Genomic DNA, 15,120 nt, shown 5'->3' with positions numbered 1-15,120 from the left:
TGGTCCGGGGCGGTCGCGGACCGGGCCCAGGGGGCTGGGCCCGGCATTGCGGCCATCCTGTGACATCCCCTAAGGGACCGTCAGGGACCCCTTAAGGGCCCAGCGGGAACCCCTTAAGGGGCCGCCCGCCTGGGAACCCCTTAAGGGCCCGCCCGCCTGGGAACCCCTTAAGGGCCCGCCCGCCGGGGTCAGCCGTGGGTCAGCCGTGGCTCAGCCGCCGAGAGCCGCGCCGAGGTGCGGGGCGCCCGCGGTGGCGACGCCGGTGACCGCGGGCCCGAAGGAGAGCGCGCCCGAGGTGACCGTGCCGGACGCCGAGCCGCGCAGCGACCAGACCGCGCCGTCGCCCGCGTTCTCACCGGGCGCCGCGACCGTCAGCTCGGCACGGTGGTCGCCGGAGTGGTCGGCGAGTACGACACGGGCGCCGAAACGGTCGCCCTTCTCCGACGTGCCCGGCACACCGGCGGTGTTCTGGCCGAACGACGCCGCCTTCCTGGTGGTCAGCCCCGAGGCGCTGCCGTACAGCACGGTGACCGCGCCGGCCCCCGCGTCCTCGCCGGGGGCGCCGACGGCCAGGTCCGGGAACCCGTCCCCGTCGACGTCGCCCAGGGAGACGCCGGCGCCGAACTCGTCGCCCGTCTCGGCCGCGCCCGGCACGCCCGGGGTGTCCTGGCCGAGCACCAGCGGCAGGCGCGTGGTGCTCTTGCCGTCCGGGCCGCCGTAGACGACGGTGACCTTGCCGCCCTTGGCCCCGGCCGGGTCGGCGGACGGCTCGGCGGGGCTGCCGACGACGACGTCGGCGTACCCGTCCCGGTCGATGTCGCCGGTCGCCGAGACGGTGCCGGCGGGCAGGTGCTGGAGCCAGTCCGAGTAGTTGCCGACGGCCGTGTCGGGGACCAGGTCGGTGATCGCGCGGCCCGTTCCCGGCTGCCTGCCGTGCGTCACCAGGCCGGTGGGCCGGGCGGCGGTGGCGTTCACCGAGGTCAGGGAGGTGGCGCCGTAGGCCAGGGAGTAGCCGCTGCCGAGCGTCGAGCCGGAGTCGCCGAGGCTCTGCCAGGCGCCGGACCGGGTGACCGGGCCGTTGACGAAGGTCAGGGAGACGGAGCCGGTGGAGCCGATCGCCACGTCGAGGTCGCCGTCATGGTCGAGGTCGGCCACGGCCAGCGCCTGCCCGTAGCGGTCCACGTCCCTGGGCCAGTGCTTGAGGACCTCGCGGCCCCCGGAGAGTCCGCTCTTGCCGCCCCACACGACGACGGCCATGCCGTCGTTGGTGTCGCCGTTCACGTCCTCGCCGGGCGCGCCGACCAGCAGATCGGCGTAGCCGTCCTGGTCCAGGTCGGCGCTCGCCACCGCGCTGCCGAAGGCGTCGCCGGCCTCGGTGGTGCCGGGTATGCCCGCGGTGTTCTGGGTGATCAGGGTGCGGGTGGCCGTCTTCAGCCCGGCGGAGCCGCCGTAGACGACCGAGACGGCGCCGGCCTTGGAGCGGCCGTTCACGGTGGCGTCGGGGGCGCCGACCGCGAGGTCCGCGCGGCCGTCGCCGTTGAAGTCGTACGGGGCGGCGGCCGCCGGGGCCGCGTGGGCGGGCGCGGTCGGCGCGAGCGGGGCGAGAAGCCCGGTGAGCGCGAGGGTGAGGGCGCGTCCGCGCATGGGGTGTCCTTGGGGAGAGCGGAGCGGGGTGCGGCTCACTGGGCGATCGCCCAGGCGAAGTTCCCGTTGCCCGCCACGGAGACGTCACGGGCGCCGATGAACTTGGCGGAGGTGGCGGTCAGACCGGCGGCGCCGCCGCGCAGGACCGTGACGGCGCCGTAGCCGTTCTCCCGGCCCGCGCCGGTCACCAGGTCGGCCTTGTGGTCCTTGTCGATGTCGACGAGACGGACCGACTGGCCGAAGCCGTCCCCGGTCTCCGAGCCGCCGGGCACGCCCTTGGTGTCCTGGGTCCAGGACTTGGCGCCCTTGGTGGTCAGGCCCGAGGCGGAGCCGAACAGCACGGTCACCGACCCGGCGTCCCGGAACGCGCCCAGGTCCTCGCCGGGCGCGCCCACGGCGACGTCCGCGTAGCCGTCGCCGTTGATGTCGCCCGTGCCGACCGAGGAGCCGAACAGGTCGTCGGTCTCGCCCGTGCCGGGCACGCCGGCGGTGTCCTGGTGGATCACGGTCGGGGTCTGCGCCGGGTCGGGGCCGTTCGGGCCGCCGTACCAGACGGTGATCTGGCCGCCCTTGTGGCCGGACTTCTTGGCCGAGGTGGGGTCGGAGGCGTCGCCGAGGACCACGTCGCCGTAGCCGTCGCCGTCGATGTCGGCCACCGAGCCGGTCGTGCCGTCCGCCTTCGGCAGGCGCTTCATGGCCTGCCTGGTGCCGTTCCAGGTGAAGTAGACGACGTCGCCGCCCTCGTCGCCGTCGACGAGGAAGGGGTAGAAGCGCTCGGCCGCGCCGTCGTGATCGAGGTCGCCCGCGAAGGTCGCGTCGGTGGTGCCCAGTTCGCCGACGCGGGTGTGGGCCGCCGGGGTTCCCGAGCGGGTGAACGGGCCCCGGTACAGGCGGGTGTGGGTCTGGCCGGTGAGGGTCAGGTCGAGTCTGCCGTCCCCGTCGAAGTCGGCGATCGCGATACCCCGGCCGAAGCCGCCCCACTCGGTCAGATCCGCCGGCTGCGGCACCGAGGCACCGCCGGACAGGCCGGACTTGCCGCCCCACAGGATGGTCGCGCTGCCCACCCCGTCCCGGTCGCCGATGCTCTCGCCCCCGGCGCCCACGACGAGGTCGGAGTACCCGTCGCCGTCCAGGTCGCCCGCGGCCAGGCTCGCGCCGAAGAGGTCGCCCGTCTCGGCGGTGCCGGGGACGCCGGCGGAGTTCTGGGTGATCAGGGTGCGCTTGGCGGCGGAGAGACCCGAGGAGGAGCCGTAGAGCACGACGACGGCACCGGCCACCTGGGCGTTGCCCACGTTGTGGCCGGAGGCGGACAGCGCGACGTCGAGGTACCCGTCACCGTTGAAGTCGCCGGACAGCCGGGACGGCGCGGCGGCGGCCGTGGTGGCGGGCAGGGCGGTGAGCAGGCCGGTGGTCAGGGTGGCGGCCAGGAGGAGGACGCGCTTGCGCAAGGCGGGGCTCCGAGCGGGAGTGGACCGGACCCGCACTGCTGCGCGCCCGGCCGGACGAGGTTCAGCCGGACGGCCCGCTGGGCGGCCCGCCGGTGATCAAGAGACCCGCCGTGAAAGGTAAAGGTTGTACGTGAGTTCGGTGTGAGCGCCGGCCGCCGCGGTGAAGCCGCGATGAAGGTGAACGGACCGCCCGTCGGACCGCCCGTCGGCGCGGGCGCGGTGGCCGCAGGTGTCGGGGGCGCATGGCCGGGGCGGCCGGGGCAGGATGGGGGCATGAGCGTAGTCAAGATCAATGTGCTGACCGTTCCCGCCGAGCAGCGGGAGGTGCTGGAGAAGCGGTTCGCCTCGCGGGCCCACACGGTGGAGAGCTCGGACGGGTTCGAGTGGTTCGAGCTGCTGCGGCCGGTCGAGGGGACCGACCAGTACCTCGTCTACACCCGCTGGCGCGACGACGCGGCCTTCCAGGCGTGGATGGAGGGTCCGATGAAGGCGGCCCACCAGGGGGCCGGCGGGGGCGGCGCCGCCGGTGGCGGCCAGGGTGGCGAGGGCGGCGGCCAGGGTGGTGAGGGCGGTGGGCAGCACCGGCCCGCCGCGTCCGGCTCGACCCTGTGGTCCTTCGAGGTGGTGCAGCAGGCGGCGCCGAAGGAGGCGTAGTCCTCCTCACCGCCGGTACGACGACGGCGCCCCCGGCCATCTGCGGGCCGGGGGCGCCGTGTCGTCGTGCCGGGGCTACTTCACCGGCTCGGGCTCCGGCTCGTTGGCGGGCTCGTCGTCCTCGGCCGGGTCCACCGGGGTCTTGACGGACTCCAGCAGCAGCTGGGCGACGTCCACGACCTTGATGGACTCCTTGGCCTTGCCCTCGTTCTTCTTGCCGTTGACGGAGTCGGTCAGCATGACCAGGCAGAACGGGCAGGCGGTGGAGACGATGTCCGGGTTGAGGGAGAGGGCCTCGTCGACGCGCTCGTTGTTGATGCGCTTGCCGATCCGCTCCTCCATCCACATCCGCGCACCGCCGGCGCCGCAGCAGAAGCCGCGCTCCTTGTGACGGTGCATCTCCTCGTTCCTGAGGCCCGGAACCTTGCCGATGATCTCGCGCGGGGGCGTGTAGATCTTGTTGTGCCGGCCCAGGTAGCAGGGGTCGTGGTACGTGATGATGCCCTCGACCGGGGTGACCGGGATCAGCTTGCCCTCGTCCACCAGGTGCTGGAGCAGCTGGGTGTGGTGGATGACCTCGTAGTCGCCGCCGAGCTGCGGGTACTCGTTGCCGAGCGTGTTGAGGCAGTGCGGGCAGGTGGCGACGATCTTCTTGGCGGACTTGGGCTTCGCCGACTCGGGGAGCACCTTGCCGTCGTCGTCCATCTCCTCGCCGAAGGCGGCGTTGAGGGACATGACGTTCTCCATGCCCAGCTCCTGGAACAGCGGCTCGTTGCCGAGACGCCGGGCGGAGTCACCGGTGCACTTCTCGTCGCCGCCCATGATGGCGAACTTGACGCCCGCGATGTGGAGCAGCTCCGCGAAGGCCTTGGTGGTCTTCTTGGCGCGGTCCTCCAGGGCGCCGGCGCAGCCGACCCAGTACAGGTACTCGACCTCGGACAGGTCCTCGATGTCCTTGCCGACGACCGGGACCTCGAAGTCCACCTCCTTGGTCCACTCCAGGCGCTGCTTCTTCGCCAGGCCCCAGGGGTTGCCCTTCTTCTCCAGGTTCTTGAGCATCGTGCCCGCCTCGGACGGGAACGCGGACTCGATCATCACCTGGTAGCGGCGCATGTCGACGATGTGGTCGACGTGCTCGATGTCGACGGGGCACTGCTCGACGCAGGCGCCGCAGGTGGTGCAGGACCACAGGACGTCGGGGTCGATGACGCCGTTCTCCTCGGCGGTGCCGATGAGCGGGCGCTCGGCCTCGGCGAGGGCGGCGGCGGGAACGTCCTTGAGCTGCTCCTCGCTCGCCTTCTCGTCGCCCTCCATGGTCTTGCCGCCGCCCGCGAGCAGGTACGGCGCCTTGGCGTGCGCGTGGTCGCGCAGCGACATGATGAGCAGCTTGGGGGAGAGCGGCTTGCCGGTGTTCCACGCGGGGCACTGCGACTGGCAGCGGCCGCACTCGGTGCAGGTGGAGAAGTCCAGCAGGCCCTTCCAGGAGAACTGCTCGACCTGGGAGACGCCGAAGACGTCGTCGTCACCGGGGTCGGTGAAGTCGATCGGCTCGCCGCCGGAGGTCATCGGCTGGAGCGCGCCGAGGGCGGTGCCGCCGGCGGCCTCGCGCTTGAACCAGATGTTCGGGAACGCGAGGAAGCGGTGCCAGGCGACGCCCATGTTGGTGTTGAGCGAGACGACGATCATCCAGACGAACGAGGTCCCGATCTTGATCGTGGCGACCAGGTAGACCAGGTTCTGCAGGGTGGTCACGCTCAGCGTCTTGAAGGCGAGGACCAGGGGGTACGACGCGAAGTACGCCGCCTCGTAGTGGTCGACGTGGTGCAGGGCGCCTTCGAGGCCGCGCAGGGTGTAGATCGCGAGGCCGATGGTGAGGATGACGTACTCGACGAAGTACGCCTGGCCGGACTTGGAGCCCGCGAAGCGGGACTTGCGGCCGGGGCGGCTCGGCAGGCTCAGCAGCCGGATGGCCATGAGCACCAGGATGCCCAGGGTCGTCATCACGCCGATGAACTCGATGTACAGCTCGAACGGCAGGAAGTCGCCGATCAGCGGCAGCGTCCAGTCGGCCTTGAAGAGCTGGCCGAAGGCCTGGGCGAGCGTGGGCGGCAGCGTCAGGAAGCCGACGGCCACGAACCAGTGGGCGATACCGACGATGCCCCACCGGTTCATCCGGGTGTGGCCGAGGAACTCCCGCACCAGGGTCACGCTGCGCTGGTACGGGTTGTCGGTCCGGGTACCGGCGGGCACGGGCTGGCCCAGCTTGAAGTACCGGACGAACTGACCGATGGCGCGGGCCAGCAGCGCGACGCCGATCACGGTCAGGACCAGCGACACGATGATCGCGGCGAGTTGCATGAGGGGCTCCTGAGGCGGCCTCGAAATTACTAAGCGGTAACTTATGCAGTCCGTCTGAGACTACCCCCATCTTCCGCCGCCACGCAGCCGCGCGCGGGGTGACGTGGATCGCTGAGGCTAGCCTTTCCCGGCCCGGGGGGTTCGGGGGGAGGGGGTGGAATTCTCCCACTTGGGCTCCGGGGGGCGGGGGTGCGGTACGGGGGTGCGGTACGGGGCTCTCGACGGGGCGGCGCCGCCAAGGGGGCGTTTCCCCCAGCGGGCCCCTGTCCCCCGGGTCGCTCACACCCTGCACGCGGCACCACCGCCACCGTTCCCCGGCCACTGGTACAGCCGAGTGACGCCCCGGGGGCACGCGCGACCCGGAGACAGGACCCGCACCGGACCGCTGCCCGGCGCACGGGGCCACCCGACGAGCTCCGCCCCAGGGCTCTCTCCCACGGGGCCTTCGGCCGGGGTGCGTTCCGGCTCCGGGTTCGCCCCGCGACCCTTCGCCGGCTCACGCCCCACCCCTTCAGCCATAGCCCGACCCGAACTCGGCCCGATCGGAGGCACCCCACCCTGCATAGGGGTACGCCCTCGGCAGGAGTCCGACGGCATCGCCGCAGTCCCTGAGTCACGAGGCCCGGCGCTGTGGAGGAGCTGCCCTCGACCTCGCGGAGTCGCAGCGGTCCCGCATAAGGCGCCAGCCCCCGCGCCCCGCCCAACGCGGCCCCCGCCGAGCCCCCGTACCCCGGCGTCGCTCCCGCCGGCCCGCAGCCCGTGTTCGCCCCCGTGTCCGCATCCCCCGGGGAACACGCTCGCCAACAGGCCCCCGCAGTGCCCCCTCAGCTGGGAAGATCGGCCCGACTTGCCCTGGCCCGGAGGGTGTTGCGTGTAGGGGCGGGATAAGAGTTGAGTCTGGGTCGCTCATGTCTGTTGACTCGGGGGAGTCGGAGTGACATGCTTGAGTCCGTTCCACTCAAGTCAGCTGGAGGAATCAACCATGGCACGTGCGGTCGGCATCGACCTGGGCACGACTAACTCCGTCGTCAGCGTTCTGGAGGGCGGCGAGCCCACCGTCATCACCAACGCCGAGGGTGCCCGGACCACGCCGTCCGTCGTCGCCTTCGCGAAGAACGGTGAGGTGCTCGTCGGCGAGGTCGCCAAGCGCCAGGCGGTCACGAACGTGGACCGGACCATCCGCTCGGTGAAGCGCCACATGGGCACCGACTGGAAGATCCAGCTGGACGGGAAGGACTTCAACCCCCAGCAGATCTCCGCCTTCATCCTGCAGAAGCTGAAGCGGGACGCCGAGGCCTACCTGGGCGAGAAGGTCACCGACGCGGTCATCACCGTCCCCGCGTACTTCAACGACTCCGAGCGTCAGGCGACGAAGGAGGCCGGCGAGATCGCGGGTCTGAACGTCCTGCGCATCGTCAACGAGCCGACCGCCGCCGCCCTGGCGTACGGCCTCGACAAGGACGACCAGACCATCCTCGTCTTCGACCTCGGTGGCGGCACCTTCGACGTGTCCCTCCTGGAGATCGGCGACGGCGTCGTCGAGGTGAAGGCCACCAACGGTGACAACCACCTCGGTGGTGACGACTGGGACCAGCGCGTCGTCGACTACCTGGTCCAGCAGTTCAAGTCCGGTCACGGCGTGGACCTCGCCAAGGACAAGATGGCCCTCCAGCGCCTCCGCGAGGCCGCCGAGAAGGCCAAGATCGAGCTGTCCTCGTCCTCCGAGACCTCGATCAACCTGCCCTACATCACGGCGTCCGCCGAGGGCCCGCTGCACCTGGACGAGAAGCTCACCCGCGCCCAGTTCCAGCAGCTGACCGCGGACCTCCTGGAGCGCTGCAAGACCCCGTTCTTCAACGTCATGAAGGACGCCGGCGTCTCCATCAACGAGATCGACCACGTCGTCCTCGTCGGTGGCTCCACCCGTATGCCCGCCGTCGCCGAGCTCGTCAAGGAGCTGACCGGCGGCAAGGACGCCAACAAGGGCGTGAACCCGGACGAGGTCGTCGCCATCGGCGCCGCGCTCCAGGCCGGTGTCCTCAAGGGCGAGGTCAAGGACGTCCTGCTCCTCGACGTCACCCCGCTGTCCCTCGGTATCGAGACCAAGGGCGGCATCATGACCAAGCTCATCGAGCGCAACACCACGATCCCGACCAAGCGGTCCGAGATCTTCACGACGGCCGAGGACAACCAGCCGTCCGTGCAGATCCAGGTCTACCAGGGCGAGCGCGAGATCGCGGCGTACAACAAGAAGCTCGGCATGTTCGAGCTGACCGGTCTGCCCCCGGCGCCCCGCGGCGTCCCGCAGATCGAGGTCGCCTTCGACATCGACGCCAACGGCATCATGCACGTGACCGCGAAGGACCTGGGCACGGGCAAGGAGCAGAAGATGACCGTCACCGGCGGCTCCTCGCTGCCGCGCGACGAGGTCGACCGCATGCGCCAGGAGGCCGAGCAGTACGCGGAGGAGGACCACCGCCGCCGCGAGGCCGCCGAGACCCGCAACCAGGGCGAGCAGCTCGTCTACCAGACCGAGAAGTTCCTCAAGGACAACGAGGACAAGGTCCCGGGCGAGATCAAGACCGAGGTCGAGGGTGCCATCGCCGAGCTGAAGGAGAAGCTCAAGGGCGAGGACAGCGCCGAGATCCGTACGGCCACCGAGAAGGTCGCCGCCGTCTCGCAGAAGCTCGGCCAGGCCATGTACGCCGACGCCCAGGGCGCCCAGGCCGCCGGCGGTGCCTCCGCCGGTGCCGGTGACGCCAAGGCCGACGACGACGTCGTGGACGCCGAGATCGTCGACGACGAGCGCAAGGACGGTGCCGCGTGACGGAGGAGACCCCGGGCTTCGAGGAGAAGCCCGACGTCCCCTCCGGCGCCACCCCCGACGACGCCGAGCCGAAGGCCGCCTCCTCCGAGGGGGCGGCCCCGGCCGGGGACGCTAGTGCGGACGCGGCCCTCGTGGCCCAGCTGGACCAGACGCGCACGGCGCTCGGTGAGCGCACGGCCGATCTCCAGCGCCTCCAGGCCGAGTTCCAGAACTACCGCCGCCGTGTCGAGCGCGACCGGGTCGCGGTCAAGGAGATCGCGGTCGCGAGCCTCCTGACCGAGCTCCTGCCCGTGCTGGACGACATCGGCCGCGCGCGGGAACACGGCGAACTGGTCGGCGGCTTCAAGTCGGTGGCCGAGTCGCTGGAGACCGTGGCGGCCAAGATGGGCCTGATGCAGTTCGGCAAGGAGGGCGAGCCCTTCGACCCGACCGTGCACGAGGCCCTGATGCACTCCTACGCGCCGGACGTCACCGAGACGACCTGCGTGGCGATCCTCCAGCCCGGGTATCGCATCGGCGAGCGCACCATCCGCCCCGCGCGGGTGGCCGTGGCCGAACCGCAGCCCGGCGCGCAGACCGTCAAGGCGGAGGACGCCGAGGAGAGCGCGGCGGACGACAAGGAGAACGGTGGCCCGGAGGAGGGCTGACGTAATCACGAAGGACAGGAAGGAGGGACGTCGGGGATGAGCACCAAGGACTTCATCGAGAAGGACTTCTACAAGGTCCTCGGCGTCCCCAAGGACGCCACCGAGGCGGAGATCAAGAAGGCGTACCGGAAGCTCGCCCGCGAGTTCCACCCGGACGCCAACAAGGGCAACGCCAAGGCCGAGGAGCGCTTCAAGGAGATCTCCGAGGCGAACGACGTCCTCGGCGACCCCAAGAAGCGCAAGGAGTACGACGAGGCCCGCGCCCTGTTCGGGGGCGGCGGCTTCCGCCCGGGTCCGGGTGGGGCCGGCGGCCAGTTCAACTTCGACCTCGGCGACCTCTTCGGGGGCGGCGCCCAGGGCGGCGGCGCGGGCCAGGGCGGCTTCGGCGGCGGCATCGGCGATGTCTTCGGCGGCCTGTTCAACCGGGGCGGCTCGACGGGTACGACCCGTACGCAGCCGCGCCGGGGCCAGGACGTCGACACCGAGGTGACCCTCAGCTTCACCGAGGCCATCGAGGGGGCGACGGTCCCGCTGCGGATGACCTCGCAGGCGCCCTGCAAGGCGTGCTCCGGCACCGGCGACAAGAACGGCACACCGCGCGTGTGCCCGACCTGCGTCGGCACCGGACAGGTCGCGCGGGGCTCCGGCGGCGGCTTCTCGCTCACCGACCCGTGCCCCGACTGCAAGGGCCGCGGCCTGATCGCGGAGCACCCCTGCCTGGAGTGCCACGGCAGCGGGCGCGCCCGTTCCTCGCGCACCATGCAGGTCCGCATCCCGGCCGGCGTCACCGACGGGCAGCGCATCCGGCTGCGCGGCAAGGGCGCTCCCGGCGAGCGCGGCGGTCCGGCCGGCGACCTGTACGTCACCGTGCACGTGGGCGACCACAAGGTCTTCGGCCGCAAGGGCGACAACCTCACGGTCACCGTCCCGGTGACGTTCGCGGAGGCGGCGCTCGGCGGCGAGGTGCGGGTGCCGACGCTGGGCGGTCCCGCCGTCACGCTGAAGCTGCCGCCGGGCACGCCCAACGGCCGCACCATGCGGGCGCGGGGCAAGGGCGCGGCGCGCAAGGACGGCACCCACGGCGATCTGCTGATCACCGTCGAGGTGAGTGTCCCCAAGGATCTCTCGGGGAAGGCTCGTGACGCGCTGGAGGCGTATCGCGAGGCGACCGCGGACGAGGACCCGCGGGCGGAGCTGTTCGAGGCCGCGAAGGGAGACTGAGCCCCCATGGACACACCCGGGCGTCGCCGCAACCCCTATGAACTGACCGAGGACACCCCGGTCTACGTCATCTCGGTGGCGGCGCAGCTCTCCGGTCTCCACCCGCAGACCCTGCGCCAGTACGACCGCCTCGGCCTGGTCTCCCCGGACCGCACGGCGGGCCGCGGCCGGCGCTACTCGGCCCGTGACATCGAACTGCTCCGCCAGGTGCAGCAGTTGTCGCAGGACGAGGGCATCAACCTGGCCGGCATCAAGCGCATCATCGAACTGGAGAACCAGGTCGCCGCGCTCCAGTCCCGCGTCGCGGAGCTGGAGTCGGCCCTGGACGGCGCGGCGGCCGCGATGCGCCAGCGCGAGGCCGCCGTCCACGCCTCCTACCGGCGCGACCTGGTGCCGTACCAGGAGGTGCAGCAGAGCAGCGCGTTGGTGGTCTGGCGGCCCAAGCGCCAGCAGTCCACCGACTGAGGCCCGCCGACCGAGGCCGGCCGGCAGCCGTGCCCGAAGGGGCCGGGTGGGATTCGTCCCCCCGGCCCCTTCGGCGTACCCGGTGCGTCAACTGACCACAGAGGGCGGTAAGTTGAGGCTGTTAAGCGGCATAGCACTGCATCTGGCCGATTTCGTTCGTTCAGGCGTGCGGAACTGATGGAGAGTGTGCGGCCGTGGGTCCCGATTCGGTGAAGAGCCGGTGACCAGGGTTTACAGGGAGTGGCATCCGGGTTCGCGATCTCTTCACGTGATCGACGCAGAGTGATGTTGCCATCTCGTTAAGTTGTATTGCTTGACGGCGGGTAGCGCATCCAAGTTGTCTTTTCAGACACCCGGGGCGGAAGCATCACCTCCGTGGCCCCCTCCTCTTGAACGCACCTGAAGTGAGCCCTCGCATGCGTCGTATCGCCATATCCGTGGCCGTATCCACGATGTCCCTCTCGCTCGCCGGCTGCGGCGTGCTGAACGCGGCGGGGGACGGCGCGAGCGCCAGCCCGACGATGGGTGACAACGTCACCGTCGGACTGCTGCTGCCGGAGAAGGCGAACACCCGCTACGACAAGTTCGACTACCCCATCATCCAGAAGAAGGTGGCCGAACTGACCAAGCGGAAGGGCAAGGTCGAGTACCAGAACGCCGACGCGAACGCCGCCAAGCAGGCCGACCAGATGCAGCGGATGATCGACGACAAGGTCAACATCATCCTGCTCGACGCGGTGGACGCGCACGCCATCGCCCCGCAGGTGAAGAAGGCCAAGGCGGCGGGCATCCCGGTCATCGCCTACGACCGCCTGGCCGAGGGCCCGATCGACGCGTACATCTCCTTCGACAACGAGCAGGTCGGCGAGGTGCAGGGCCGTACGCTCCTTGAGGCGCTGGGCCCGACCGCCAGCCTCTCCGACAAGATCGTCATGGTGAACGGCTCACTCACCGACCCCAACGCCAAGCAGTTCAAGGAGGGCGCGCTCTCCGAGCTGAACGGCAAGGTGACGATCGCGGACACCTCCGACACCAAGGAGTGGAACCCGGAGGTCGCCCAGGCCCACATGACCGAGGTCATCAACAAGGTCGGCAAGGCCAACATCGCCGCCGTCTACGCCGCCAACGACGGCATGGCGGGCGGTGTCATCAAGGCGCTCAAGGCCGCCGGCGTCACCAAGATGCCCCCCATCACCGGCCAGGACGCCGAACTCGACGCCGTGCAGCGCGTGCTGACCGGCGAGCAGTACATGAGCGTCTACAAGTCCTACCCGGACGAGGCCGAGGCCGCCGCGCAGATGGCCGTCTCCAAGGTCCAGGGCAAGGACATCCAGTTCGACGCCCTGACCCAGGACCACGTGGACAGCCCCACCAACAAGGACATCCCGGCGCAGCTCGTGCAGGTGAGCGCGCTGACCAAGAGCAAGATCAAGGGCACCGTCGTCGCCGACGGCATCTACTCGGTCGACGAGATCTGCACCGCCGCCTACAAGGCCGCCTGCGCCGCCGCCGGCCTCCACTGAGGCTGGCCGTCCGGGCTCCTCGACTCCCGTGCCGCGCAAGCCGGTTGACGCCCCCGCCGGCTTCGCGGGCCCGGTGTCCCAGGGCCCGGGCGATTCCGGGTCATACCCGTACTCCGCCGCCCGGGGCACGCGGAGAGCCGTGTTGCGGACCCGCACGGGGCCGCGCATAGTTGCGCTGCGGAAGTGGCAGCAACCGGGGGTGGAATGGTCGATGGCCGGGCACGCGACGGAGGAGCATCCCCACGGCGCCGACCGGCTGTGCGCGCCGGCGGACCGCGTGTACTCCCTCGCCCTGCGCCGGGGCCGGGTGCCGCGCGCGGAGGCCGGACCGGTCCCCTGTCTGCTGGACCTGGCCCTGCTGCACCCCGACCCCGACGACATGGACTGGCTGGTCCCCACCTCCCCGCAGGAGGTCATGTCCCGGCTGCTGCGCGAGCTGTACGACGACGTCACCGAGAGCCGGCGCCGGGTGGGCTCGGCGGTCACCGCCTTCGACCGGTACGCCGGGCTCGCCGGTGAACCGGCCGCAGGCACCGCGCCCGCCGAGGGCACCGCGATACGGGTCCTGGACGGACTCTCCCGCATCCAGGCCGCGATGGACGCGGCGACCGAGGCGTGCACCACGGAGGTGCTCACCGTGCAGCCGGGCGGCATCCGGCGCGAGGCCGAGCTGACCGAGGGGCTGCACCGGGCGCTGGAGCTGCGCGGCCGGGGCGTCAGGATGCGGGACCTCTACACGCACGTCGCCCGGCACGGGCAGGGGCTCATGACCTACCTGGAGCTGATGGGCGACGCGGTCGAGGCGCGCAGCCTGGACGAGGTGATCGACCGGCTCATCCTCTTCGACCGCACGGTGGCCTTCATTCCGGCCAACACCGACCGCACGATGGCGCTGGAGCTGCGGCACCCGGCGCTCGTGGCGTATCTGGTGACCGTCTTCGAGCGGCTGTGGCGGCTCGCGATCCCGCTGACCGCGCCGCTGCCCGACACCGGCATCGAGGGCATCTCCCACCGCGAGCGCTCGATCGCCGCGCTGCTCGCCGAGGGCCATCAGGACGCGGTGATCGCCGAGCGGCTCGGCATCAGCGTGCGCACCTGCCGCGCGCACATCGCCCGCCTCTCGGAGACGCTGGGCGCGACGAGCCGTACGCAGCTGGGGGTGCGGATCGCCCAGGCGGGCCTGGAGGGGCCTCCGCGCACCGCCGCGGCCGCGGGGCTGGACCGCGAGGTGTGAGGCGGGGGCGCGGGCGTTCGGCGGCCGTACGGGGGGTGCGGGGCGGGTCAGTCCCCCTGGCCCTCCTGCTTCAGGATGCCCGACTGGGCGATCAGGAAGCCGAGTTGGGCCCGGCTGCCGCTGCCGAGCGCCTGGGCGAGCTTGGCGATGTGGGCGCGGCAGGTGCGGACGTTCATGCCGAGGCGGCGCGCGATGGCCTCGTCGACATGGCCCTCCACCAGCAGCTTGGCGATGGAGTGCTGGATCTCGGTGATGCCGTCGGGGGCGGTCTCGTAGGGCGTGCCGGCGGTCAGCGGGACCGCGCGGTTCCACATGAACTCGAAGACCTTGATGAGGTAGAGGACCAGGCCGGGGTGGCGGACCTCGAGGGCGACCTGGCGGTCGTCGCGTATCGGGATGAAGGCGACCGTCTCGTCGCAGATGACGAGCCGCTCCACCAGTTCGTCGATCGTGCGGTACTCGACCTTCCCGGCTGCGAATCGGTCGACGTACGCGAGGCGTTCGGGGCTGTAGCGGGCCGTGTGCTGATACAGGGTGCGGATGCGCACACCACGTTCGATCAGGGTGCGGTCGCGCTCCAGGGCCTCGATGAGCCGGCGTTCGGGGTGCCGGGCGCTCGGCTGGACGGTCAGCATCTCGGTCCGGCACTGCTCGGTGGCCAGGTCGAGGGCCGCGTTGATGCGGTCCAGGCCCTCCAGGACGGTGATGGAGTGGGTGGGGGCCGCGTCCTGCGCGGTGAGCGCCATGAAGGGCTCGAACGCGTCCGCCAGCTCTATCGAGGTGCGTCTGCGCTCGGAGATCTCCCGCTCGATGGGGTTGAGCCGCTGGGCCAGGGCCACGGACGGGGCGACCGGGCGGAGCAGGCCGGGGTCGTCCAGGTCCGGGTGGAGCAGGGCGAATTCCATGAGGCAGGGCGCCTTCTCGGCGTCCGCGCGCGCGATGCGGCCGGTGCGGAGCGCGGTGGCGTACAGCCGCCTTCCCTCCTCGCACAGTTCAGTGAGCGCATGGGGATGTGTCGCATCTGCCGGATTTAGTGTCAAATCTCCACCCCCCAGGGTCCTGAACATGCAGGAACATGATGCACTGATTGTGTGGCGAT

Annotated in this window: 11 protein-coding genes; 7 read left to right on the top strand and 4 right to left on the bottom strand. The window is 71.1% G+C overall.

The genetic code is table 11. The annotated features are described in order from the left end of the window. Nucleotides 1-210: 210 nt before the first annotated feature. Together AB0898_RS01255 and AB0898_RS01250 are read right to left on the bottom strand one after the other, a co-directional pair. The gene (locus tag AB0898_RS01255) at nucleotides 211-1,644 is read right to left on the bottom strand and encodes a hypothetical protein (protein ID WP_366800729.1); all 1,434 of its coding nucleotides are present in this window, start codon (nucleotides 1,642-1,644) and stop codon (nucleotides 211-213) included. A gap of 35 nt (nucleotides 1,645-1,679) precedes the next feature. Further along, nucleotides 1,680-3,092 carry an FG-GAP-like repeat-containing protein gene (locus AB0898_RS01250; protein ID WP_366800728.1) on the bottom strand — a complete coding sequence of 471 codons (1,413 nt, stop codon included), beginning with the start codon at nucleotides 3,090-3,092 and terminating at the stop codon, nucleotides 1,680-1,682. Nucleotides 3,093-3,365: 273 nt separating this feature from the next. Here AB0898_RS01250 and AB0898_RS01245 point away from each other — a divergent pair, with 273 nt between their 5' ends. Further along, on the top strand, nucleotides 3,366-3,746 hold the full coding sequence (locus AB0898_RS01245) for an antibiotic biosynthesis monooxygenase (RefSeq protein WP_366800727.1): 381 nt from the start codon (nucleotides 3,366-3,368) through the stop codon (nucleotides 3,744-3,746). A gap of 75 nt (nucleotides 3,747-3,821) precedes the next feature. Here the strand turns inward: AB0898_RS01245 and AB0898_RS01240 are convergent, their stop codons facing one another. After that, complete coding sequence (locus tag AB0898_RS01240) at nucleotides 3,822-6,104, bottom strand: (Fe-S)-binding protein (protein WP_366800726.1); 2,283 nt, start codon at nucleotides 6,102-6,104, stop codon at nucleotides 3,822-3,824. Between the two features lie 982 nt (nucleotides 6,105-7,086). Between AB0898_RS01240 and dnaK the strand changes: the two genes are divergently transcribed. The 6 genes from dnaK to AB0898_RS01210 all read left to right on the top strand — a co-directional run bounded on the left by dnaK (nucleotide 7,087) and on the right by AB0898_RS01210 (nucleotide 14,021). Continuing rightward, entirely contained in the window at nucleotides 7,087-8,931 is a 1,845-nt protein-coding gene (dnaK, locus tag AB0898_RS01235) for a molecular chaperone DnaK (RefSeq protein ID WP_366800725.1), read from the top strand. After that, a complete protein-coding gene (gene grpE / locus AB0898_RS01230) occupies nucleotides 8,928-9,578 on the top strand; it encodes a nucleotide exchange factor GrpE (RefSeq protein WP_366800724.1) in 651 nt (216 codons plus the stop codon). The genes dnaK and grpE overlap by 4 nt, the downstream gene beginning before the upstream one ends. Before the next feature lie 36 nt (nucleotides 9,579-9,614). Continuing rightward, nucleotides 9,615-10,799 (top strand): molecular chaperone DnaJ, encoded by a 1,185-nt coding sequence (dnaJ, locus tag AB0898_RS01225; RefSeq protein ID WP_366800723.1) that lies wholly within the window; start codon nucleotides 9,615-9,617, stop codon nucleotides 10,797-10,799. A 6-nt stretch (nucleotides 10,800-10,805) separates the two neighbouring features. After that, complete coding sequence (locus AB0898_RS01220; RefSeq protein WP_366800722.1) at nucleotides 10,806-11,264, top strand: heat shock protein transcriptional repressor HspR; 459 nt, start codon at nucleotides 10,806-10,808, stop codon at nucleotides 11,262-11,264. Nucleotides 11,265-11,680: 416 nt separating this feature from the next. Further along, the gene (locus AB0898_RS01215) at nucleotides 11,681-12,787 is read left to right on the top strand and encodes a substrate-binding domain-containing protein (RefSeq protein WP_366800721.1); all 1,107 of its coding nucleotides are present in this window, start codon (nucleotides 11,681-11,683) and stop codon (nucleotides 12,785-12,787) included. Between the two features lie 211 nt (nucleotides 12,788-12,998). Next, nucleotides 12,999-14,021: a LuxR C-terminal-related transcriptional regulator gene (locus AB0898_RS01210; RefSeq protein WP_366800720.1), complete on the top strand. Its 1,023-nt coding sequence runs from the start codon at nucleotides 12,999-13,001 to the stop codon at nucleotides 14,019-14,021. A gap of 47 nt (nucleotides 14,022-14,068) precedes the next feature. Here the strand turns inward: AB0898_RS01210 and AB0898_RS01205 are convergent, their stop codons facing one another. Then, nucleotides 14,069-15,088, bottom strand: coding sequence for a helix-turn-helix transcriptional regulator (locus AB0898_RS01205; RefSeq protein WP_366800719.1), 1,020 nt, complete (start codon nucleotides 15,086-15,088; stop codon nucleotides 14,069-14,071). Nucleotides 15,089-15,120 lie beyond the last annotated feature (32 nt).

It is taken from the genome of Streptomyces sp. NPDC005435, assembly GCF_040703155.1.
Lineage (GTDB): Bacteria > Actinomycetota > Actinomycetes > Streptomycetales > Streptomycetaceae > Streptomyces.
The sequence above is the reverse complement of the archived record's forward strand: the minus strand, read 5'-3'. Positions and strand labels throughout refer to the sequence as shown.

Bases quoted from the DNA above. Each gene is read 5' to 3' on its own strand.
- AB0898_RS01255 (WP_366800729.1), bottom strand. From the start codon at position 1,644: ATGCGCGGACGCGCCCTCACCCTCGCGCTCACCGGGCTTCTCGCCCCG.
- AB0898_RS01245 (WP_366800727.1), top strand. From the start codon at position 3,366: ATGAGCGTAGTCAAGATCAATGTGCTGACCGTTCCCGCCGAGCAGCGG.
- AB0898_RS01240 (WP_366800726.1), bottom strand. From the start codon at position 6,104: ATGCAACTCGCCGCGATCATCGTGTCGCTGGTCCTGACCGTGATCGGC.
- dnaK (WP_366800725.1), top strand. From the start codon at position 7,087: ATGGCACGTGCGGTCGGCATCGACCTGGGCACGACTAACTCCGTCGTC.
- dnaJ (WP_366800723.1), top strand. From the start codon at position 9,615: ATGAGCACCAAGGACTTCATCGAGAAGGACTTCTACAAGGTCCTCGGC.
- AB0898_RS01220 (WP_366800722.1), top strand. From the start codon at position 10,806: ATGGACACACCCGGGCGTCGCCGCAACCCCTATGAACTGACCGAGGAC.
- AB0898_RS01215 (WP_366800721.1), top strand. From the start codon at position 11,681: ATGCGTCGTATCGCCATATCCGTGGCCGTATCCACGATGTCCCTCTCG.
- AB0898_RS01210 (WP_366800720.1), top strand. From the start codon at position 12,999: ATGGCCGGGCACGCGACGGAGGAGCATCCCCACGGCGCCGACCGGCTG.
- AB0898_RS01205 (WP_366800719.1), bottom strand. From the start codon at position 15,088: ATGTTCAGGACCCTGGGGGGTGGAGATTTGACACTAAATCCGGCAGAT.